The sequence below is a fragment of the Streptomyces clavifer genome, from assembly GCF_036345975.1.
Lineage (GTDB): Bacteria > Actinomycetota > Actinomycetes > Streptomycetales > Streptomycetaceae > Streptomyces > Streptomyces clavifer.
In genome coordinates this window covers 7,352,988-7,375,456 of the sequence record NZ_CP107793.1, presented here as the reverse complement: position 1 = coordinate 7,375,456, position 22,469 = coordinate 7,352,988, and the positions used below count along the sequence as shown (strand labels likewise).

Here is a 22,469-nt window from a genome sequence, read left to right as displayed (position 1 = left end):
ACGGAAGGCCGCCCGGGCATCGCATCCGGCCGGCCTTCCGTACCGACGAAGTCGGCGTCAGCCGATCTCGATCAGCAGATCGCCCGCCTCGACCTGCTGGATCCTGCCGATCGCGACCCGCGCGACCGTGCCCTCGCGCTGAGCGGTGATGGACGCCTCCATCTTCATCGCCTCGATGGTGGCGACCGTCTGACCCGCCGACACCGTGGCCCCCTGCTCCACCTGCAGCGTCACGACCCCCGCGAACGGTGCGGGGACATGCCCGTCGTTGCCCCGCTCGGCCTTCTCCGCGGCCTTGACCTCGGTGGCGACGGACGTGTCCCGCACCGACACCGGGCGGAGCTGCCCGTTGAGCGTGGCCATCACCGTACGGAAGCCGCGCTCGTCGGCCTCCGAGATCGCTTCCAGCTCGATCAGGAGGGTGACACCGGTTCCCAGCGTGACCGTGTGCTCGGTGTCCGGTTCCAGCCCGTAGAAGAAGTCCTGTGTGGGCAGGACGGACGTGTCGCCGTAGGCCTCCCGGTGGGCGTCGAACTCCTTGGTCGGGCCGGGGAACAGCAACCGGTTCAGCGTCGCCTTCCGTTCCCGGCCCAGTCCTTCGCGGTCCTCCTCCGACAGGGTCGCCGCCCCGGCCTCCGCGGGGCGGCCCTGGAGCGCGCGCGTACGGAACGGCTCGGGCCATCCCCCGGGCGGGTCGCCCAGCTCGCCGCGCAGGAATCCGACCACCGAATCCGGTACGTCGAACTTGCCGGGGTCGGACTCGAAGTCGGCCGCGTCGACCCCGGCTCCGACCAGGTGCAGGGCGAGGTCCCCCACCACCTTCGACGAGGGGGTCACCTTGACCAGCCGGCCCAGCATCCGGTCGGCGGCCGCGTAGCAGTCCTCGATCAGTTCGAAGCGGTCGCCGAGACCGAGCGCGATGGCCTGCTGACGCAGGTTCGAGAGCTGGCCGCCGGGGATCTCGTGGTGGTAGACGCGCCCGGTGGGTGACGCCAGACCCGACTCGAAGGGCTTGTAGACCTTGCGCACGGCTTCCCAGTACGGCTCGAGTGCGCCGACCGCGTCGAGCGAGAGGCCGGTGGCGCGGGCGGTGTGATCGGTGGCCGCCACGAGTGCCGACAGCGACGGCTGGCTCGTGGTGCCCGCCATCGAGGCGACGGCGGCGTCGACCGCGTCGACTCCCGCGTCGATCGCGGCGATCAGCGTGGCGAGCTGGCCTCCCGCCGTGTCGTGGGTGTGCAGGTGCACGGGGAGGTCGAAGCGCTCGCGCAGCGCGGTGACCAGGGTCCGGGCGGCCGGCGGGCGCAGCAGACCGGCCATGTCCTTGATGGCGAGGACGTGCGCGCCGGCCTCGACGATCTGCTCCGCGAGACGCAGGTAGTAGTCGAGCGTGTACAACCGCTCGGCCGGGTCCGACAGGTCCGAGGTGTAGCAGAGGGCGACCTCGGCCAGCGCGGTGCCCGTGGACCGTACGGCGTCGATGGCGGGGCGCATCTGCGAGACGTCGTTGAGTGCGTCGAAGATCCGGAAGATGTCCATGCCGGTCGACGCCGCCTCGGCGACGAATGCCTCGGTCACCTCGACCGGGTAGGGCGTGTAACCGACGGTGTTGCGCCCGCGCAGCAGCATCTGGGTACAGATGTTGGGCACCGCCTCCCTCAGGGCCGCGAGCCGCTCCCAGGGATCCTCGGCGAGGAAGCGCAGCGCCACGTCGTACGTGGCACCGCCCCAGCACTCCAGGCTCAGCAGCTCCGGCGCCGTACGGGCGACGTGAGGGGCGACGGCCAGCAGGTCGCGCGTCCTCACCCGGGTGGCGAGCAGCGACTGGTGCGCGTCCCGGAAGGTCGTGTCCGTCACCGCCACGGCCCGCTGCGCACGCAGCTCCGCCGCGAACGCCTCGGGCCCGAGTGCCGCGAGCCGCTGCCGTGAGCCTTCGCGGAACGGTGCGCCCGGGGGCAGGTCGGGGAGCTTGGCGGCCGGGTCGATCACCCGGGGGCGGGGGCCGTGGGGACGGTTGACGGTCGTCTCGGCGAGATAGGCGAGCATGCGGCTTCCACGGTCCGCAGTGGGTCGCGCCCGGATCAGCTCCGGATGCTCGGCGATGAAGCTCGTCGTGATGCGGCCCTCGCGGAAGCCCGGATGATCGAGCACCGCGCCCAGGAACGGCAGGTTGGTGGCGACTCCCCGGATACGGAACTCGGCGATCGCCCGGCGCGCGCGGCGGGCCGCGTTGGCGAAATCGTGACCGTGGCAGGTCAGCTTGACCAGCATCGAGTCGAAGTGGGCGGACACCTCGGCACCGGTGTGGACGGTCCCGCCGTCGAGGCGTACGCCGGGGCCGCCCGGGGACCGGTACGCGGAGATGGTGCCGGTGTCGGGGCGGAAGCCGTTCGCGGGGTCCTCGGTGGTGATGCGGCATTGCATGGCCGTGCCGTTGAGGACGATGTCGTCCTGCGTCAGGTGCAGCTCCGGAAGCGACTTCCCCGCGGCGATCCGCAGCTGCCCGATCACCAGGTCGCGTCCGGTGACCTGCTCGGTGACCGTGTGCTCCACCTGGATCCGCGGGTTCATCTCGATGAAGACGTGGTTGCCGCGCTCGTCGACCAGGAATTCCACGGTGCCCGCGTTGACGTACCCGATGTGTTCGGCGAACGCGACGGCGTCGGCGCAGATGCGCGCGCGCAGCTCCGGGTCGAGGTTCGGGGCGGGCGCGATCTCGACGACCTTCTGGTGGCGCCGCTGCAACGAGCAGTCCCGCTCGTACAGGTGGACGACGTTGCCCTGCGTGTCGGCGAGGATCTGCACCTCGATGTGGCGCGGGTTGAGGACGGCCTGCTCCAGGAAGACGGTGGCGTCCCCGAACGCCGACTCCGCCTCGCGCATGGCCGCGTCGATCGACTCCCGCAGCTCGGCGGGCTCGGCGACACGCCGCATTCCCCGTCCGCCGCCGCCGGCGACGGCCTTGACGAACACCGGGAAGCCGATGGAGTCGGCCGCGCCGACCAGCGTGTCCACGTCGGTGGACGGTTCCGACGACTGCAGCACGGGAACCCCGGCCTCGCGGGCGGCCGCCACCGCACGGGACTTGTTGCCGGTGAGGTGCAGTACGGAGGCGGGGGGGCCGACGAAGGTGATCCCGGCCTCGGCGCACGCGGCGGCGAGACCCGGGTTCTCCGACAGGAAGCCGTATCCGGGGTAGACGGCGTCGGCACCCGCCTTCAGCGCGGCCTTGATCACCTCGTCGACCGAGAGGTAGGCCCGCACCGGGTGGCCCTTCTCGCCGATCTGGTAGGCCTCGTCGGCCTTGGCGCGGTGCAGCGAATTACGGTCCTCGTAGGGAAACACGGCCACGGTGGAGATGCCGAGCTCGAACGCCGCGCGGAACGCGCGGATCGCGATCTCGCCCCGGTTGGCGACCAATACCTTGCGGAACATCAATGTCCCCTGTCGTGTTGCGGGCACGGGGCCCCAGGTGGAGATGTCATTCCGGCTGCCGGGTTCGGCATCCGCTGTCCTCGTGGACGGTACCGATCAGTAGCGGTGGCGTCGATCTCCCACCAGAGGGAGATGGCTCACGCCGGTGGGAGATACCTCACGCCGGTGGGGACGGGCGCCGACGCCCCGTCCGATGCGGTGTGCCCGGGACAGGAGCGTCTCGCGCGACGCCCGGTTCGTACGCCACCGACGCGCCTCGGGCTCGGACACCACCGGCGCGGGCGAACGCGACGCTCCGTTGAGTCCGCGCGAGGGGCTGCCGGGTGAGTGCGCGGGACGGACTGTCGGGACGGCCTATCGATCCGGGTCCGGCCGAAGCCCCTGGGAACAGGTCGGGCACAGCCCGCGGTAGGTCACCTCGGCCTCGAGCACGGTGAAGCCGAAGCGTTCCCCGGCCGGAAGGTCGGCCAGCGGATCGCCGGTCGGGTGGACGTCACGGATGGTTCCGCAGCCGGCACACACCAGGTGCTGGTGCGGGCTGTGCGCGTTGGGGTCGAAGCGCTTGGCACGCCCGTCGGCGGAGACCTCCACGACCTCACCGAGCGAGACCAGTTCACCCAGGGCGTTGTAGACGGTCGCACGCGAGATCTCGGGCAGCCGCTGTGCGGCGAGGGCGTGCACCTCCTCGGCCGTGAGGTGCACGTGGTCGCCGTCGAGGACCTCGGCGACCACACGCCGCTGCGAGGTCATCCGCCAGCCACGCCCCCGCAACCGCACCAGCAGGTCACTCATATCGGTTCACCTATTCAGGTTGGGCGGGATACCCGGAGTTCACCGGGCAGGCGTCCGGGATCCGATTGAATACGAGTTTGGCGCGCTTGTTGACCTGGACTGGATCCATCGTAGGATCGGTTCCGGCGATAGCCAAGGGACAGAAAGACTCCAGTGCGGCAGGAGTGGGAGACGTGACGGGACACCCACCGGGCATCTGCGCGGTGCCGGCCACCGGATGACAACCGCGCACGTCGAACTCCTCGAAACCGTCCACGACGGCGACCGCCCCGGCGTCGCCGAGGCCTTCACACCCCGCAGTGCGCGGCACTGCCCGGGCACCTCCCGGCACCCCCGGAGCGGGGCCCTCCTCGCACCTCCCACGGCAGAACGCCCGTACCGCCTGGGACGGGCCGTGGCCCGGGCACGGTCCGTGCGACATACCGTGCCGTCGTCGAGGTCGGACGGGCAAGGGGCGCGGCGCCCCTCGCCGGCCCCGCCCGGCGACGCGGCTTCTCGGCCTGCCGGGCCGGCACCACCCGTCCCTGTCCCCCGACCGCTCGACCGCCCGCAGTCCTGAGCAATGTGATCCGCCCAGCCCGGAAGGATTCCCATGTCCGAGAACCATGATGCAATCGTCGTAGACGCGAAGACGGAGGGCGGAGGTGGCTGCCCGGTCGCACACGGACGCGCCCCTCACCCGACGCAGGGTGGCGGAAACCGCCAGTGGTGGCCGGAGCGGCTCAACCTCAAGATCCTTGCCAAGAACCCCGCAGTGGCCAATCCCCTCGGTGAGGAGTTCGACTACGCCGAGGCGTTCAAGACCCTCGACCTCGCAGCCGTGAAGCAGGACATCGCAGAGTTGCTGACGACCTCTCAGGACTGGTGGCCGGCCGACTTCGGCCACTACGGTCCGTTCATGGTCCGGATGGCGTGGCACAGCGCGGGCACCTACCGGATCAGCGACGGACGCGGCGGGGCCGGGGCCGGACAGCAGCGCTTCGCCCCTCTCAACAGCTGGCCGGACAACGGGAACCTCGACAAGGCCCGCCGACTGCTGTGGCCGGTCAAGAAGAAGTACGGCCAGAGCCTCTCGTGGGCCGACCTCATGATCCTCACGGGCAACGTCGCCCTGGAGTCGATGGGCTTCGAGACCTTCGGCTTCGGCGGCGGCCGCGCGGATGTGTGGGAGCCCGACGAGGACGTCTACTGGGGTCCCGAGACCACGTGGCTCGGCGACGAGCGCTACACCGGCGACAGGGAGCTGGAGAACCCCCTCGGCGCCGTCCAGATGGGTCTCATCTACGTCAATCCGGAGGGCCCGAACGGTAATCCGGACCCGCTCGCCGCAGCCCGCGACATCCGTGAGACGTTCCGCCGGATGGCGATGAACGACGAGGAGACGGTCGCCCTGATCGCAGGCGGTCACACCTTCGGCAAGACCCACGGCGCGGGCCCCGCGGACAGCGTGGGCCTCGACCCCGAGGCCGCCCCGATCGAGGAGCAGGGCCTCGGCTGGAAGAACTCCTACGGCACCGGCAAGGGTGGCGACACGATCACCAGCGGCCTCGAGGGCATCTGGACGAACACCCCGATCGCTTGGGACAACAGCTTCTTCGAGATCCTCTTCGGCTACGAATGGGAGCTGTTCAAGAGCCCCGCGGGCGCGCACCAGTGGCGTCCGAAGGGCGGTGCCGGGGCCGGCACCGTCCCCGACGCCCACGACGCGGCGAAGAGCCACGCCCCGACGATGCTCACCACCGACCTCTCGCTCCGGTTCGACCCCGCCTACGAGGCGATCTCTCGGCGCTTCCACGAGAACCCCGCCGAGTTCGCGGACGCGTTCGCCCGGGCGTGGTTCAAGCTGACCCACCGTGACATGGGTCCGGTCGTGCGCTACCTCGGTCCCGAGGTCCCGGCGGAGACCCTGGTGTGGCAGGACCCCCTGCCCGCGGTGTCCCACACGCCGGTCGACGCCGAGGACATCGCCTCGCTGAAGAGCCGGATCCTCGCCTCGGACCTGTCGGTGTCAAAGCTCGTGTCGACCGCCTGGGCCTCGGCCGCGTCCTTCCGCGGCAGCGACAAGCGCGGCGGCGCGAACGGTGCGCGCATCCGACTGCAGCCGCAGAGCGGCTGGGAGATCAACAACCCCGACGAGCTGGCGACGGTACTGAGCACGCTGGAGGGGATCCAGCAGTCGTTCAACTCCGCCAGGGACGACGGCAAGGCGATCTCGCTCGCCGACCTGATCGTGCTCGCCGGTGCCGCGGCCGTCCAGCAGGCCGCCAAGGACGCGGGCTTCGACGTCGAGGTCCCGTTCACACCGGGCCGCGTGGACGCGTCTCAGGAGCAGACCGACGTGGAGTCGTTCGCCGCACTGGAGCCGACTGCCGACGGGTTCCGCAACTACCTCGGCAAGGGCAACCGATTGTCCCCCGAGTACCTGTTGACCGACCGGGCGAACCTGCTGACCCTGAGTGCCCCCGAGATGACGGTCCTCGTCGGCGGTCTCCGCGTCCTGGGCGCGAACCACCAGCAGTCGCCGCTCGGCGTCTTCACCGCGACCCCTGGATCGCTGACCAACGACTTCTTCGTCAATCTGCTCGACCTGGGCACGACGTGGACGGCGACGTCACAGGACGCAAGCACGTTCGAGGGACGCGACGGCGCCACGGGCGAGGTCAGGTGGACCGGCAGCCGTGTGGACCTGCTGTTCGGGTCGAACTCCGAGCTGCGGGCGCTCGCGGAGGTCTACGCGAGCGACGACGCGAGGGAGAAGTTCGTGAAGGACTTCGTCGCGGCGTGGGACAAGGTGATGAACCTCGACCGGTTCGACCTCGTCTGATCCCGTCGTCCGGGCCGGCCTGTGAGCGCCGGCCCGGACGTCCGGGGGCAGGTTCGCATCCGACGAGCCGGGAGGCACCCGCCGAGGCCCTGCGCCCGCGCCCCGGGCACCCCCGAGAGCCCGGACATGACCGGCCTCGCGGGCAGCCGACCTCGGTGGCGCGGGACGCACAGCCGACGCCCGCTTCTGGCGCGGCGTCGGATGGTGGCACCCGACGCTCCAGCGGCGTCACCTGGCACCGACAACCCGCAGCCACGGGTTCACTCTTCGTCGGGCCGGGTGTTGCCCGTGTCCCCGGTGTCACCGGTGGACGGGACCGCCCTTCTTCTGCGGAACACCACCACCCCGCACGCCCCGAGGAGGAGGACGGCCACGGCGGCCCCCTCGATGGCCGTCCGCTCGGTGAGGAGTCGCACCAGCACTTCGAGCAGGCCGAGCCCCGCCGTCGCGTAGATCAGCGCCCAGGCCGCTCCGCCCACGAACAGGGCAGGGAGGTAGCGCGGCAACGGCATGCGCATGCTCCCCGCGAGAAAGTTGGCGGCGGTCTGGAAACCGACAGTCAGGAAGGAGACCGCCACCACCGGCGCGCCCCACCGCTGGATCGCCTGCTCGGCACGCCGGAACTTCGCCGAAGAGATCCGCCCCGCGAACCTGCTGCGCCGGGCACCGGCGCCCGCGAGCCACCCGATGGCGAACGTCCCTCCGGCGCGCAGCAGGACGATGACGTACAGGACTCCGGCCGCGAGCGCGATCCTATCCACGCTGCCTCGTCCCGGGCGCCCGGCCGAAACCTGCGTCCCCCGCTATCGGCGTGAGCGTTCCCGGCCTGCCGAACGCACGACGCACACGAGCCTGGTCACCGTCTCCCACCTACGCCCTGCCCCTGCTTCCGACCTGCGACACCGGAACCCGCACACTCGGGACCCACACCAGGTAAGGCAAGCCTACCGAACACGCATACGGCGGATACGGTGCACCTGGTTCCCCGAGGGGACAGCAGACTCGGGCAGTGGCCCCGTCGGCCATCCAGCAGGTGGACGCCTGCCGGCAGGCGTCCACCCCCGGCCCGGCACGCGGTCGAAGGCGGGATCAGCCGTCTCAAGCAGCACCGGCCGTGGTGACCCGGTTCGACACACTTGCGGTTCGAGGCAGGGTTCAGGTCGCGGCGATTCATCAGTGGCTGTGAACCCACACTGCCGTCGTGCGGATGCCCCAGCAGGCAACGACGGCCCTGCCGTCACTGCGGAGAGGGCGCATTTCCTGCCGTGGGCGCAGAGCGGTGTGTTCGGACTTGCACCTTCCGTAGCGGCATGTGGTCCGGTGGACTTACGTCCCGATGCCTTGAGGAAAGGTCCATGCTCATGCACTCGTCTTTCATCCCACCCCGTCAGGTCAAGATCGGTGACGCGGCGGCCTTCGTCGGCAGCACGCCACGGGCGATTCGTCATTACCACGAGATCGGTCTGCTCCCCGAGCCCGAGCGGGGCGGCGACGGCCGCCGCCGCTACGGGTACGAGGACATGATCCGCTTGCTGTGGATTCGCAAGATGGCCGACGCCGGGATCGCCCTCGACGACATCCGTGACGCCTTTACCACCGGCACGGCTTCCGTCGGCGCGGACAGTGGAGAAGGTATCGCGGGCATCCTGGAGCGGCTGGAGGAAACCCTCGCCGAGCAGGAGGCGGAATTGCGGCGGCAACGAAACGCCGTGCAGCGGATGCGCACCGAAGGCAGCCGGATGGGCCTGCTCTCCGACTTCGTCACCGAACGCCTCAAGAGCCTGCCCGAGGGCTCCCTGCGTCAGGCGGACCTGGACACTCTGCTGGTCACCGAGCGCATCTTCGGCCCACTCGGCGCGGCCGTCCAGGCCACCCGCTTCATTGTTCTGGCCACGCATCCCACTCTGCGGGAGGATTCCGACCGCATCGACGAAGCCGAGGAGGCACTCGATGACAGCGTCGCCGTCGATGATCCACGGGTGGCTCAAGTGGCCGTCGAGCGGCGCGCCTTCGAAAGCGCCCTGCACGCCGTCATCGAGGAGTCCGGCATGGACGAGGACGACGATGCCCTCTTCGACGCCTGGGACATTTTGCACCCTGCCACCCCCGATGACGGCGAGGCCGAGACCGACCTCGGCTCCGGCAAGCGGGAGGCTGGCTCCATGAGCGCGTTCGAAGCCATCGGCAAGATGCCCTACGACTTCTCCCCAGCCCGCCTGCGTTGTATGGAACTGGCGGAAGAACTACCCGTCCAGGACTCACCCGCAACCTGAGACACGGACTGGTCGGCATGGCACATTCCGGTCGTCATGGGGTGATCACCGTCGACGTCCCGACCTCGTGACAAACCCTTTCGGTACACCGCCCCCATCGCCTGCAGGCCATGGACCCGAGCAGCTGTTCCGGGCCCGGTTCGCTCGGTGGTGAGGACCGGTTCGATCAGAGCCTCAAAGGCGTCGGAGACATCACTGCAGTAGGGGCGAGGCGCGTTCACGCCTCGTCCGACGCCCACCGGCCTCGGCGCAGTCACAGAGTCGTCCCGAACTATCGACTGCACAGATCGGATGACCCCGGAAGACGGCGACTTCCGGTGGTGGACGACGGCGTGGGAGCGGGGTCGGGTCGCACGATCGAGTGATTGACGGAGGTGTTCGGGCGGTGTGACGATACGTCGATGCCTGCTCTGCACACACGGATGGCGCTGCGCGGTGATGACTTCACCGCTGCCGTCGTCGCACGCTGTGTGGCGGAGGTGCCGTTCTACGGCGAGTTGTCGCGCAGGACGCTCGATGGCGAGGTGACGCGGTCGATCACGGCCGTGCACGATCTGCTACTCCGGGCTCTGCGCGAGGACGGTGCGATGGGCCCGGGGGATCTGACCCGGCTCATCGAGTGGTCCGGGCGCCGGGCCGAGGAACGCGTGCCCTTGGAAGCGGTGATCGCCGCCTATCTCATCGGTGCGGAGGTGTGGTGGCAAACCCTGGCAGAGACGGCCGAACCTGAGGAGTTGACCGGCGCGGGCGCGAAGTTGCTGGCCTGCCTGCACGCGGCCATGCCCGCCGTCGTCCTCGCGCACCGCACTGCACAGGAGGACATACACAGCGAGGACAAGCGGGCACGGCGGGCGCTGCTGACCGCTCTGCTGGCCGGGCGGCCTTACGAGGAACTGGCGGAGACGGCACGGATATCGGTGGACGGCGGGCATGTGGTCGTCGCCCTGGCCTTCGAGTCGAACCCGCCGACCAGGCTCGTGCAGTCATCCCTCGAGGCCTACGCGGGCGTCCCCGTGCTGATGGATCACGTCGCCGGGATCGCGCTGCTGCCGGACAGCTGCGACCTGTCCGGCCTGCCGGATCCGCTCAGCAAGGACGTGGGCCAGTGCGTGTTCATGGCCGCTGCCCTCGCTGCGGGACCTGCGACCGTTCCCGCAGCGGCGGCCGAGGCGGGGCGCGTACTCGAACTCGTACAGCGCTTGGGCCGTCCGCCCGGGTTGTACCGGCTCGACGACGTGCTCCTGGAGTACCAGCTCGCGCGTCCCGGTGACGCGCTGCTGCGGCTGGCGGCCAAGCTCGACCCGCTGGCGCAGCATGCGTACCTGCTGGAGACACTGCGGGTGTTCGTCGACCACGGACACAACCGCAGCCGGAGCGCGGCGGAGCTCTGCGTCCACCGCAACACGCTGGACTACAGGTTGCACCGGGTGAGCGTGCTGACCGGGCTGGATCTCGCCGTCCCCGCCGAGGCCCGGCTGCTCCAAGCGGCACTCGTCGCAAGAGACCTCGCATGACGGAGGGCCTACCGGGCGACCTGGCCACGGGAACCGGTCACAGATCCCGCGGGCGGCACGCGTGGCCGCAGTGGTGCCACGTCCGTGATCACGTTGGGGCTGCCGGGAGCACAGGTCTCGGTCAGGTGAGCGGAGAACCCCTTCCAGCTGATGATGTGTCCATGGCGCGCATAACGGGCCGAGGTGTCGCCCGGGTTGCTCGCCCGCGCGATCCGCGCAGTCAGAGACGGTACGTGCTCACCGGAACGCGGGCGCAGGGACAACGGGCACCTCGACAGCTGCATCGGTCATCGGAACCACCCGAGCATGCCCGCTGATCATGCTGGCCCACTGGGAAACTCCAAGATCCCCGGTCGCACCGACCGCCATGGACTCAACCGCGGCGGAGACCGCCAGGCCAACCGTGCGCTGCACACCATCGTGCTGGTCCGCATGCGTCACGAACCGCGCACCCGCGACTACGGGCACGACGCACCCTCGAAGGGCTCAAGACGAAGGACATCTTCAGATGCCTCAAGCGCTTCGTCGTGCGAGAGACCTACCGCCACCTCACGAGCGCATGCACGAGCTCACCGACAACGACTTCGCAGCTTGACGATCCATAGGAGCTTCAGAGTCAAGCTAGGAGCGTCCGCGGTGCGAGCGAGGGCCGCTGGATTCGCCACCGGGGGAGCGGGAGGCGAAGCAGGCGGAATACCGCGGGCGCCGGGCGTGAACCGGGTCAGGGCCACGCGCGCCCGTTCGGTCTGCGCGGGCCGTTGCGCCTCCGCCCGGCCGACCAGGTACTCGTTGGCCCGTACGAGTGCCGGGCCCTGGTAGGACAGCTCGTGCGCGTAGTGCCGGCCCTCGGAGTTGCGGTGCTCCCCCGCGCGCTCCTGGTAGAGCTGGAGCGAGCCTGGTTGCGAGCCGTCCATGAGCGCCATGACCTGGTCCCACTCATGCCGAAGCTGATGCGCTCGGGCCAGGGTGGTGTCGATCCCGCGCAGTCGGCACAGGTCGTCGCTGATCGGCCCCTCGACGTAGTCGGGGCCGTCGGCGCCGGCGCGGACCCCGGCCAGCACCTCGGGTCCGTGGTCGAGGAACACCTCGGCGTGGTTCCACGCTGCGGCGTCTCGCTCGACCCTGCCGTCCGCGTACAGCTCGTCGTCCAGCGGCCAGCCGTCCGCGTCGCAGAGGGAGTCCGAGACCGCTTCCCAGGCGTCGCACGTCTCATTGATGCCGGCGGCGGCCGAGGCCGGCGCCGGAGATGCCGCCGCCACGCCAGGGGATCGTTGGCCGTGGGCGGCTGGTTCTCGCCGGAGGCGGGAGAAGTGGAGGAAGCAGACATGATCGATCCTTGTTCCTGTGCCGGTCGTTGGGCTACGCACAAGAGCCGAGGAGCAGCGTGCTAACGTGACCCGCCGTGAGTGCCCCGGGGCCTGCGGAAGTCCGGCCGCCCGGGCATATCAACCAGGGGAGTCAACTTGGCACTTCACACGGGAACCGGCCGTTGTGCCGCCCTGCTCTCGACGGTAGCGGTGGCAGCCGGAGCTCTCACCGGATGCCAGTCGATCGCCGACGCGTCCGCCTCGGGGTGCGATGGCACCGAGAGCCGGGTCGAGAAGCTGGAGTCGTACGGCGTCCTGGGCTCACGGCCTGAAGGAGCCATCATCCCCAAGGGCTTCGAGAAGCTGGAGTCCGACTGCTGGCAGGACAGCGGCGACGCGCAGCTGTACGCCTCGCGGACCTACGTGCTCCGCGGCGACAAGGCCGAAGTGGCCGCGCACTACCGGACCGTGGCGGAGCAGGAGGGCTGGAAGCCGGCCCGCCCCGACCAGGGGTCATCGAACGACGGACAGTTCGCCGGCCTGTGCTTCACCAGGGCCGAAGGAGACCGGGCGACCGCTTTGGACGTCTACTTCCTGACCAAGGAGATCCTGGAGGCGGAGGAGCGGAAGCCCGGACCCGAGTTCGGCTCCGGATCCGGATACCGCGTGGAGATCACCGCGGCCGCCGACGGCTCACCCGCGGACTGCTCGGACTGAAACAGGTCCACGACAGCCCTGCGCTGCCCACCACCGCGGTCCTCACAGCCTCGCCCTCGAAGAGACCTGCGGCGCCAGGTGACTCAACGTGACCTGGCGCTGCGGTATCTGATGACCCATCGAACCGGGGCAGGGCTGCCTCCGTGCGAAGGAGGGGCGCGGGGAGGGTCAAGAATACGCAAAGAGTGGGCCGCTCGCCACGCTCCACAAATGATCATTTTGCCGCGAACGCCCCTTCCTTTTCGGCCGGATGGCCCGGATGCCCCCTCGTGGGGCTCTGAGCACCCGCCAGGGAAACACCTGCTCCGCTTACTGACTCATTGACACCTGTGTGCGACATGTGAGGATCCCATGTGCATGCGGGGTACACCCGCACCATGTGCGAGGAGTGAGAGTGACAGGCAAGTTCCTGCGGCCAGGAAGAAGACCGAACGCACCGTCCGTTCAGCCCTTCCTGCCGCCTGTTCAGTTGAGGCGTCTGCGCCCGGTGGCAGCGGCCGTCGTGCTGACGATGGCGTTCGAAGCCACCGTCATGGTCGGAACCGCCAATCTGGCGATGGGCGTCGAGCGCACGGCCGTTCCTGCCGACAAGGCCGCCGACGCGAAGGATCTCGGGCCGGCGACCGCGGGGTCGGTGGCTGCCGCCCGGCTGAAGGCGAAGATCCAGAACCGTCGGATCGAGGCGGTGGACGCGCGTACCGAGACCTCGACGGTCCACGTGAACCCCAACGGTTCGGTGACCGAGGAGGCGCACACCGGACCGATCCGGTTCAAGGACGACCGGGGCGCGTGGCAGGACATCGACATCTCCCTGCAGAAGCTCTCGGACGGTTCGGTCGGGGCCCGCAGGCATCCCCACGGACTGCGCCTGGCCGGCCGGAGCGCGGCTCCCAAGGGGCTGAGGAGCACTGGCAGGAAAACCGCTTCGGCCGGCGTTCCCCTGGTGACGCTGGAGGGCCGGACCGGTCAGCGGATTCAGCTGGGTTGGTACGGGGCGCTGCCCGCGCCGGAGATCGAGGGTGAGGAGAACACCGTCGCCCGGTACCGGAACGCCCTCCCTTCGGCGGACCTCCTGATCAAGTCGACGCGCAGCGGCTACGAGCAGTTCCTGGAACTGAAGAATCGTTCCGCCGTCGATGCGAGCGGTGCCATTGCCTACAGCCTCACGGCCAAGGGCCTGACCGCCGAGGCGAACCCGGACGGTTCGGTCTCCTTCAAGGACTCCAAGGGCAGGCCCGTGGGCGCCATGCCCGCGCCGGTGATGTGGGACGCGAGGGTGCACACGTCGTCCGGTGAGCACGAGCGCACCGCCCCGGTGGCGGTGAAGGTGGTCCAGGACGGCGACACCGTCACCTTGACCCTGACGCCGGACGCAAAGTTCCTGGCCGACCCCACGACACAGTTCCCCGTGACGATCGACCCCGCGATCAGCGTCGGGGCCAGCTTCGACACCTTCGTCCAACAGGGCTACACGACCGACCAGTCGACCTCGACGGACCTCAAGCTCGGCAACAACGGCTCCTCGCAGGTGGCCCGGTCGTTCCTCTCGTTCCCGATGAAGAACATCACGGGCAAGCAGATCACCGCGGCGAAGCTCAACCTGTTCGCCTACCACTCCTGGTCCTGCACCCCCGCCAGTTGGGAAGTGTGGTCGACCGGGGCCGCCGGGACCGGATCACGCTGGACCGCGCAGCCGGCCTGGACGACGAAGTACGCCACCAGCACCCAGACCAAGGGCTTCTCCAGCGCCTGCAACGACGGCTGGGTCAACGCGGACGTGACCTCGCTGGCCACGGCGTGGGCGGGGAACGGCAACGGAAGCAACCACCTGGGGCTGCGGGCCACGAACGAGAACGAGCCGGCCGGCTGGAAGCGCTTCAACTCCGGCGACGCCGCCTCCAACACTCCTTATCTCTCGGTCACCTACAACTCGGTTCCCGACCTGCCGACCCTCATAGCCCCGGCTGCCGGAGCCGCCACCAACGACACCACGCCGACGCTGTCGGCGAAGGCCCTGGACGGCGACGGTTCGCAGGTCACCCTCAACTACGAGGTGTGGACCTCCACCGGCACCTCCGCCCTGCGCACCGGCAACAGCGCGGCGGTCGCCTCGGGCGCCCAGGCGGACTGGACCCCCGCCGCGCTGTCGGCCGGCTCCTACAAGTGGCGGGCGCGGGCCACCGACGGCTCCGCCACCAGCGCCTGGTCGGCGTTCCGCACACTGGTCGTGGACACCACGGCGCCTGCCGCGACCACGGTCGCCTCGGCCGACTTCCCTGCCGGTCAGTGGTCCGGCACGCCGGACGGCAACGGCGACTTCACCGGTGCCTTCACCCTCACTCCCCCGGCCGCGGACGTGAAGTCGGTCCAGTGGCAGCTGGACGGCGGGGCGTGGCAGTCGATCGCCACCACCGGCTCGCCGGTGACGGCCACGCCGGTCTTCCGCGCGGGCAAGCACACCCTGGCGGCACGCTCCAGGGACGCCGCCGGCAACGTCTCCGCCACCACTTCCTTCACCTTCTTCGCCGGCTCGGGCGCGGCCCTGCTCTCGCCGGGCCAGGGCGACCGTCCGGCACGGCGGGCCGTGCTGACCGGTCAGGGCAAGCCCTCCGACACCGGGGTGCGCTACCAGTACCGCCGCGGCGAGACCGACGCCTGGAAGGACGTCCCGCTCGCCGATGTGCGTCGCCGGGCGGACAACACCGCCCTCGCCTCCTGGCCGGCCGCTGTGAGCGGTGGCCTGTCCGAGGCGCTGGTGTGGAACATCACCAGCAGCCTCACCGAGGACGGTCCGATCAACGTCCGCGCGGTCTTCACCGACGGCACCAGCACCGACGCCTCCCCCGCCACCTCGATCACCGTCGACCGGAAGGCGGGCGCCGCGCCCACCCAGGCCGCAGGTCCGGGTGACGTCAACATGCTCACCGGCGACTTCGTGCTGACCGAGACGGACAGCTCGGCGTTCGGCCTGACGGCCAGCCGCACGGCGTCCTCACGCCGGCCCTCCGAGGGCGGACAGCAGGAGGGCCAGGTGGCCATCTTCGGTCCCCAGTGGACCGCGGGCGCTGCCGCGGAGCTCTCCGCCACCGAATCGCTGTACCTGCGCAAGACGTCGAACACCTCGGTCGCGGTGGTGGACATCGACGGCGAGGAGACCGGGTTCACGGCGACGAGCGGAGGTGGCTGGAAGCCCGAGGAGGGCGCCGAGGCCCTCACGCTGACGGGCAGTCTGACCGGCTCCTTCACCCTCAAGGACACCGAGGGGACCGTCTCCCAGTTCACCAAGATCGATGCGGCCGCCACGATCTGGCAGCTCTCCCAGAGCAGCCTCCCGACGGACAACTCCACTACCTCTCTGATCTCGGAGAAGGTCGTCGTGGGCAGCGCCGTCCTGGCCCGCCCGAAGTACGTGATCGCTCCCACCTCGGCGGTCACCAACGCCACGTGCGCGAGCACCCCTTCCACCAAGGGCTGCCGGATCCTGGAGTACCAGTACGCCACCACCACAGCCACCGGGAGCACACCGGGCGACTACGCCGGGCAGGTCGCCCGCATCCGGCTGTGGTCCACCGATCCCGGCGCGGCGAACGCCACGGCCACGGTCGTGTCGAACTACGCCTACGACGCCTCGGGGCGCCTGCGTGAGCAGTGGGACCCGAGGGTCTCCCCCGCGCTGAAGACGACCTACACCTACGACAGCGCGGGCCGCGTGGTCACCCAGACCCCGCCGGGCGAGCTGCCGTGGACCTTCTCGTACGGGAAGGCCGGCTCCAGCACGGTCGCGGGCGAGGGCATGCTGCTCTCCGTGTCCCGGCCGACCCTGAAGCCGGGCAGCGAGGACGAGACCGACGGCGGTACGTCGGCCACCTCGCTGGTCTACGACGTACCGCTCACCGGCGCCAAGGCACCCAATCAGCTCTCCCCTGCCGAGGCCCTGACGTGGGGCCAGACGGACGCACCGACGGACGCCACCGCCGTCTTCCCTGCCGACCAGGTGCCCGCATCCCACAACGGGAACGACCTCAACGCCGGTGACTACGACAAGGCGACCACCACCTACACCAACGCCTCTGGCCTCCAGGTCAACATGGGCCTGCCCGGCCGTCACCTGACCACCACCCAGTACGACTCCTTCGGCAACGCCGTCCTGGAGCTGGGCGCCACCAACCGCGAACTCGCACTCGGCAACGCCGACTACCAGGTCACCACGCAGAGCCAACTCGGCATCCTCGCCGACTCGCCTGCGGAACGTGCCCGCAAGCTGGCCACGGTCTCGGAGTTCTCCGCCGACGGCAAACGGCAGCTGCAGCAGTACGGCCCGCTCCACCTGGTCACCCTGACCCAGCAGTTCCAGGGCGACTCCGACAGCCCCACCATCCCGGCCGGAACACAGGTGGCGGCGCGCCAGCACACCATCACCCGGTACGACGAAGGCCGTCCCACCGATGGGTCGGCCCGGGTCGCGGACCAGCCGACCACCACATCAACCGGCGCATTCATCGAGGGGTACCTGAACGACGGCGATGTCCGTACCACCAACACCCGTTACGACTGGGTCAAGGGCCTGCCCACTGCCACGGTCACGGACCCGAACGGGATCAAGCTGACCCGTTCCTCCGAGTTCGACGCCCAGGGCCGCATCCTGAAGAGCATCCAGCCCAAGTCCAACGGCGCGGACGCGGGGACGGTGGCTTCCCGCTACTGGACCGCGGACGGGACCGGCGCCTGCTCCGGGCGTCCCGAATGGGCCGACCTGCTCTGCTCCAGCGGCCCGGCAGGCAAGATCACCGGTGGCGGCTCGAACCCCGACGAACTGCCCACCAAGACCCTGGAGTACAACCGCCTGGGCCAGGTGGCCAAGGTCACCGAGACCGCCAACGGCGTGACGCGCACCACGGTCACCACCTATGACGCCGTCGGGCGCGGTACCAGGAGCACGATCACGGGAGGAGCCGGCACCGCCGTACCGACGCAGACCATCACCTACAACCCGGCCAACGGGCAGGCGGTCACCGTCTCCGACGGGACCACCACGGTGCGCCACGTCACCGACAGGCTGGGCCGTGAGATCTCGTACGACGACGGTGCGGGCAATGTCACACGCACCGAGTACGACCGCCGCGACCGGGTGACGCGGAGGACCGACTCAGTCCCCTCGGAGACCACCTACAGCTACCAGAGCCTCACCGGCCAGCCGACCGGAATGCACGACTCGGCCCTCGGGAGCACGGGCGACGTCAGCGCCTCCTACGACTCCGACGGCCGCCTCTACAAGCAGAGGCTGCCATGGAACATCGACGTCGAATACAACCTCGACCCCACGGGGAACGAGACCTCGCGCTACTGGCACTGGGAATCCGGCTGGACCATCCAGGGCGAGTCGGTCAGTGAGAACATCCACGGCCAGGTCGTGTCCCGCACCACCTACACGGGCGGCGGCGCGTACCAGAGCTACACCTACGACGCGGCAGGACGCCTGACCAGGGCCGACGACACCCAGGCCGGCGTCACCACCCACCGCGGTTACGGGTTCGACGCCAACACCAACCGTACGTCCCTGGTGACCACGGTCGACGACGTGGACGGCGGCGCGCCCACCACGAAGGCGGTCAACTCCACGTACGACACCGCCGACAGGCTGATCGCCACCGGCACGGTCTACGACGCCTTCGGCCGCACCACCGCCCAGAGCAGCGGAGCCCAGAACTCCTACTTCGCCAACGATCTCGTCCGCCAGATCACGGCGGGCTCCGAGCGCACCACCTGGGACCTCGACTCGGCCGGCAGGCTCGCCTCGTTCACGACCGAGAACAAGGATGACGACGGGACCTGGTCGACGGCCTCGACCAAGCGCAACCACTACGGCGCCGACGGGGACAACCCCACGTGGATCAACGAGGGTGACAGCAGGATCACCCGGAACCTGTCGGACCTGACAGGAGACCTGATCGCCACGACCGGCGCCACCGGTGACGTGGTCCTCCAGCTCACCAACATCCACGGCGACGTGGCTACGCAGCTGCCGCTGGTGGACGCCACGACTCCGGTGGTCAACAGCTACGACGAGTTCGGCAACCGCCTTCCCGGCACCGACCCGGCCCGGTACGGCTGGATCGGCGCGGAGCGGCGCTCGTCGGAAACGCCGAGCACCGCCACACTCATGGGGGCGCGCCTGTACGACTCGGCCACGGGCCGGTTCCTCTCCACCGACCGTATCGTCGGAGGCAACGCCAGCTCCTACGACTACTGCTTCGGCGACCCGGTGAACTGCTACGACATCAGCGGGAACTACGCCATCGGCGGGCTCGTACCGGAAGCCGCGATCTGCGCTCTGTTCTTCCTGTGGTGCGCGGACATGATCTACGTGACCAACTGGGCACTGAGCGAGGCCAAGAAGAGGTACTCGAACGGAGCGAAGCAGAACGCCTACCGCCACTGCATCTGGCAGGCGATGCTCACCTGGTCGGTCGGGTCGTACCTCGCGAAGGCCCTCGGCAACGCGCACGAAAAGAACGCCGGCAAGTCCGCCGCGGCAAAGCGCGACTCCAAGGCCGACTCGTACAACAACACGGTCGGCAGGGGTGTGGGAGGAAAGATCACTGCCTGGACCTACGGCAAGGCGAAGCAGACCGCGTGCCGGCTCTGCAAGGACAAGGTCAAGAAGCACAAGTTGAAGTCGAATGCGAAGGGGAAGACGTGGGTCTAAAGGGTGTAGCAGAACGCCTGAGTTAGGGCATTCCTCCTGTACGGGTGGGGTGTTGCCGGCTGAGCCGTTGTCGGTGGAGACATTCACCGGCCTGCGGATGAGCCGGTACGAGAAGTTGGTGAGGGTAGTACGGGAACGGGGTGGGAACGGCCCTGGTGGAGGGCGCCCGTGGTGTCTGCCGCTGGCGGACACCACGGGCGCTGCCGACAGTCCCGCAAACGGATCCTGCCGGACAGCATGATGCGACAGACTCATCCCCACGGCCTTCGTGCTGAGCGTTGTGTGTTCCTTGGTCGGATCACATGCTCAGCCGAAGGCCGCCTGCACGTACGGCAGTTACCAACCCGAGTGATCAAGTACGAGGACTCGTTCGGGCTCCGAGGTTAAAGATCAAGCTGGAGCCAGGCCTCCAGCTCCTCCTGGCGCGGCGCGAGCACGGTCCCCGCGTGCGGATGGTCGAAGACCATGACCGGGCGGCGGGCGTCCCAGGCGGGCCAGCCCGGATCTCCCGTGGTGGCGAAGGCGACCCAGGCCCGGTGCATGGCGTCGGCCAGCGGCTGAGGGGCGTCCGGCCCGGTCAGCGTCTCACCGCGGCGGAGGTTGTCGAAGACGAACCCGATCTCCAGGGCGTGGCACGCCCCCAGTTCCATGACCGGGGAACGCCAGGCGAACTCGTAGAGGTACGTGCGGGCCGGCCGGGAGTCGGCAAGCCGGTTGAGGGGCCCGCGCAGCAGGAAGTCCGTGGCCATCTCACCGAGGATCACACCTGGCTTCGCCCCCGGCCGGGACGCCCGGTACAACCGCGCGACCCGGCCGGAGATCCGCGATTTCAGCAGGGCCAGCCGGAGCGTGAGCCCGTTGACGCGGTCAAGCGCTCCGCTCGGTACGAACCACAAGCGGTACTCCTCCCGGTTGCAGCCGAGCAGGAGGTCGACCGACGGGAGCGGGGGGTCGGCCGGTACCACGTCGTCGTCGACGACGATGTGGAAGCCCGGCCCGCCGCTGATCGGGTTCGCTCTGCCGACCACCGCGTCCTGCGCGTCCAGCAGTCGTTCGCGGTTCACGGCGGCGAACTCCTCCGCCGTGGCCGGCACCCGCAGTCTCTTCGCCATCGCCCTCACGGTCTTCGCGCCCTGGCCGCGCGTCACGGTCTGCGGTGCGCCGCTCTGCAGGACAGCCCGGTGGAACAGTCCGGCCGCACGAGCTCCGGCCATCAGGGCCGCGATGCTTACGGCTCCGGCGGACTCACCGCACACCGTGACGCGTCCGGGGTCTCCGCGGAACGCGGCGATGTTGTCCCGCACCCAGGTCAGGGCGGCGATCTGGTCCAGCAGGCCCCGGTTGTCGGGGGCGTCGGGAAACACTCCGAACCCCTCGACCCCGAGACGGTAGTTGATCGAGACAAGCACCACGCCGTCGCGCGCGAAGGCCCGGCCGTCGTACAGCGGCACGGCGGCGGAGCCACTGCGCAGGGACCCCCCGTGGATCCACACGATCACGGGCAGCGGCCCGTCCTCGCCCGCCGGAGCCCAGATGTTGAGGTTGAGACACTCCTCCCCCGGGATCTCCACCTCGGGGATCAACCGGTCGAGGGGCGGCGGGTAGGGGCATTGCGGGGCCGTCGGCCCGAACTCCAGCGCGTCACGCACCCCGTCCCAGGACTGGACGGGCGCGGGAGCGCGAAACCGGTGGATGCCGAAGGGCGCGGCGGCGTAGGGGATGGCGAAGAAGGAGGCTATCCCGTCCCGGACACGGCCTCGTACCTTTCCCTGGCGTGTGGTCGCGATGATGTCCATGGCGGTCCTCTCACGAGAAGGAACCGCTCCCCCTTCCTGCGGGAGCGGCAGGGGAAGCGGTGGAGAGGGCAGACCGGAACGACGTCTGCCAGGGCGTCGGTGATCGGCTGGAGCGGGTTACGGAGTGGCGGCCGGGACGCTCAGGGCCAGTGCGTTCCGACGGACGTCGGACCAGGTGGCGGTATCGGCGCAGATGCCGCATCCGGTGCCGAAGAACTGCGTACGTGCCGTCCGGTCGCCCATGAGGTGGGCACGGAACCACGCGGTGGTCGGTGCGGCGAACGGGCCTGGGTCGCCCACGACCGTGAAGTGGTCGGCGCCTCGCAGCTCACCGTAGACAGCCGGAATGTGATCGGCGGCGTTGTAGAAGGCCTTGACGAGGAAGGGGAAGACGATGCTGTCCTTCTGGCCGGCCAGAAGGAGCGCGGGTACGTGCACTGCGTTGATGTCGGCGAGCGGGCCGGGCTGGATCGGCAGGATGGCGTCGATGCGGGGGTCCGCTCCGACGACGATCGCTGCCGCACCACCCTGCGAGTGCCCCGATGCGCCGATGTGCTCCAGGTCGACGCGGTGGAGGAAGATGCTGCCCGGGTCGGCGTTCCTGCGGGTGAGCATGTCGATGCCCGCTCGCATGGAGATGCCGAGATTGGACTGCGGGGTGTTGGCGGCTGCCACGATGAACCCCTGGCTCGCCCAGTGGAGCAGCAGGTCCCGGTAGGCGAGGGGAGTGCCGTTGGTGCCGTTGCCCCACACGATCACGGGGTGGCGGCGGTCGCTGTCCGCGATGTCGCGCGGGTAGTAGAGGGTGGTGATCGCTCCGACTTCCACGGCGGTGGCGTAGGGCCCCGGGGCGCCGAAGTCACCGGCGGACGAGGCCGCGGGAGGGCCGGGGGTGGCAGCGGCCGTACCCGTGGGAGCGGATGCCGACGCTGTACCGGCGCCCGCCGATACGGACAGGACAAGGGTGAGTGCGGCCAACGGGGCGAGCAGGCTTCTTCTCCACAGCAAGGCGACTCCTGACGTCAGGGCGAACCGAATGGTTCATCCGGATCACTTCGGTGTGTGATCGCATTTTGCGGCAGCAACCGGCGGCCGTCTCTGCGCA

10 protein-coding genes and 2 pseudogenes are annotated in these 22,469 nt (G+C 69.6%); 6 read left to right on the top strand and 6 right to left on the bottom strand.

The genetic code is table 11. The annotated features are described in order from the left end of the window. Positions 1–57: 57 nt before the first annotated feature. Positions 58–3,435 (bottom strand): pyruvate carboxylase, encoded by a 3,378-nt coding sequence (locus OG927_RS31825; RefSeq protein WP_124280223.1) that lies wholly within the window; start codon positions 3,433–3,435, stop codon positions 58–60. A 354-nt stretch (positions 3,436–3,789) separates the two neighbouring features. Then, positions 3,790–4,227 carry a Fur family transcriptional regulator gene (locus tag OG927_RS31820; protein WP_209471646.1) on the bottom strand — a complete coding sequence of 146 codons (438 nt, stop codon included), beginning with the start codon at positions 4,225–4,227 and terminating at the stop codon, positions 3,790–3,792. A gap of 592 nt (positions 4,228–4,819) precedes the next feature. Here OG927_RS31820 and katG point away from each other — a divergent pair. Beyond that, positions 4,820–7,051 carry a catalase/peroxidase HPI gene (gene katG, locus OG927_RS31815; protein WP_330321206.1) on the top strand — a complete coding sequence of 744 codons (2,232 nt, stop codon included), beginning with the start codon at positions 4,820–4,822 and terminating at the stop codon, positions 7,049–7,051. A gap of 260 nt (positions 7,052–7,311) precedes the next feature. On the opposite strand, the gene OG927_RS31810 is transcribed toward katG, so the two are convergent. Continuing rightward, positions 7,312–7,812, bottom strand: a complete 501-nt coding sequence (locus OG927_RS31810; RefSeq protein ID WP_056788532.1) for a DedA family protein — start codon at positions 7,810–7,812, stop codon at positions 7,312–7,314. Between the two features lie 600 nt (positions 7,813–8,412). On the opposite strand from OG927_RS31810, the gene OG927_RS31805 reads away from it, so the two are divergent. Both OG927_RS31805 and OG927_RS31800 read left to right on the top strand, forming a co-directional pair. After that, complete coding sequence (locus OG927_RS31805; RefSeq protein WP_330321372.1) at positions 8,413–9,324, top strand: MerR family transcriptional regulator; 912 nt, start codon at positions 8,413–8,415, stop codon at positions 9,322–9,324. Between the two features lie 401 nt (positions 9,325–9,725). Beyond that, positions 9,726–10,838 carry a PucR family transcriptional regulator gene (locus OG927_RS31800; protein WP_330321205.1) on the top strand — a complete coding sequence of 371 codons (1,113 nt, stop codon included), beginning with the start codon at positions 9,726–9,728 and terminating at the stop codon, positions 10,836–10,838. 635 nt (positions 10,839–11,473) lie between these two features. Here OG927_RS31800 and OG927_RS31795 read toward each other — a convergent pair. Next, positions 11,474–12,102 (bottom strand): annotated as a pseudogene (locus OG927_RS31795) (hypothetical protein); the annotation flags it as partial. A 199-nt stretch (positions 12,103–12,301) separates the two neighbouring features. Between OG927_RS31795 and OG927_RS31790 the strand changes: the two are divergent. The 3 genes and pseudogenes from OG927_RS31790 to OG927_RS31780 all read left to right on the top strand — a co-directional run. Beyond that, positions 12,302–12,862 (top strand): hypothetical protein, encoded by a 561-nt coding sequence (locus tag OG927_RS31790; protein WP_330321203.1) that lies wholly within the window; start codon positions 12,302–12,304, stop codon positions 12,860–12,862. A 487-nt stretch (positions 12,863–13,349) separates the two neighbouring features. Further along, positions 13,350–19,568: a DNRLRE domain-containing protein gene (locus OG927_RS31785; RefSeq protein WP_330321202.1), complete on the top strand. Its 6,219-nt coding sequence runs from the start codon at positions 13,350–13,352 to the stop codon at positions 19,566–19,568. 49 nt (positions 19,569–19,617) lie between these two features. Next, a pseudogene (locus OG927_RS31780) lies at positions 19,618–19,758 on the top strand (IS5/IS1182 family transposase); the annotation flags it as partial. A gap of 193 nt (positions 19,759–19,951) precedes the next feature. Here OG927_RS31780 and OG927_RS31775 read toward each other — a convergent pair. Then, the gene (locus OG927_RS31775; RefSeq protein WP_330321201.1) at positions 19,952–21,364 is read right to left on the bottom strand and encodes a carboxylesterase/lipase family protein; all 1,413 of its coding nucleotides are present in this window, start codon (positions 21,362–21,364) and stop codon (positions 19,952–19,954) included. Positions 21,365–21,481: 117 nt separating this feature from the next. Next, positions 21,482–22,372: an alpha/beta hydrolase family protein gene (locus OG927_RS31770; protein WP_330321200.1), complete on the bottom strand. Its 891-nt coding sequence runs from the start codon at positions 22,370–22,372 to the stop codon at positions 21,482–21,484. Positions 22,373–22,469: the final 97 nt, after the last annotated feature.

Coding starts and splice junctions, on each gene's coding strand:
- OG927_RS31825 (WP_124280223.1), bottom strand. CDS start 3,435: ATGTTCCGCAAGGTATTGGTCGCCAACCGGGGCGAGATCGCGATCCGC.
- OG927_RS31800 (WP_330321205.1), top strand. CDS start 9,726: ATGCCTGCTCTGCACACACGGATGGCGCTGCGCGGTGATGACTTCACC.
- OG927_RS31820 (WP_209471646.1), bottom strand. CDS start 4,227: ATGAGTGACCTGCTGGTGCGGTTGCGGGGGCGTGGCTGGCGGATGACC.
- katG (WP_330321206.1), top strand. CDS start 4,820: ATGTCCGAGAACCATGATGCAATCGTCGTAGACGCGAAGACGGAGGGC.
- OG927_RS31805 (WP_330321372.1), top strand. CDS start 8,413: ATGCACTCGTCTTTCATCCCACCCCGTCAGGTCAAGATCGGTGACGCG.
- OG927_RS31775 (WP_330321201.1), bottom strand. CDS start 21,364: ATGGACATCATCGCGACCACACGCCAGGGAAAGGTACGAGGCCGTGTC.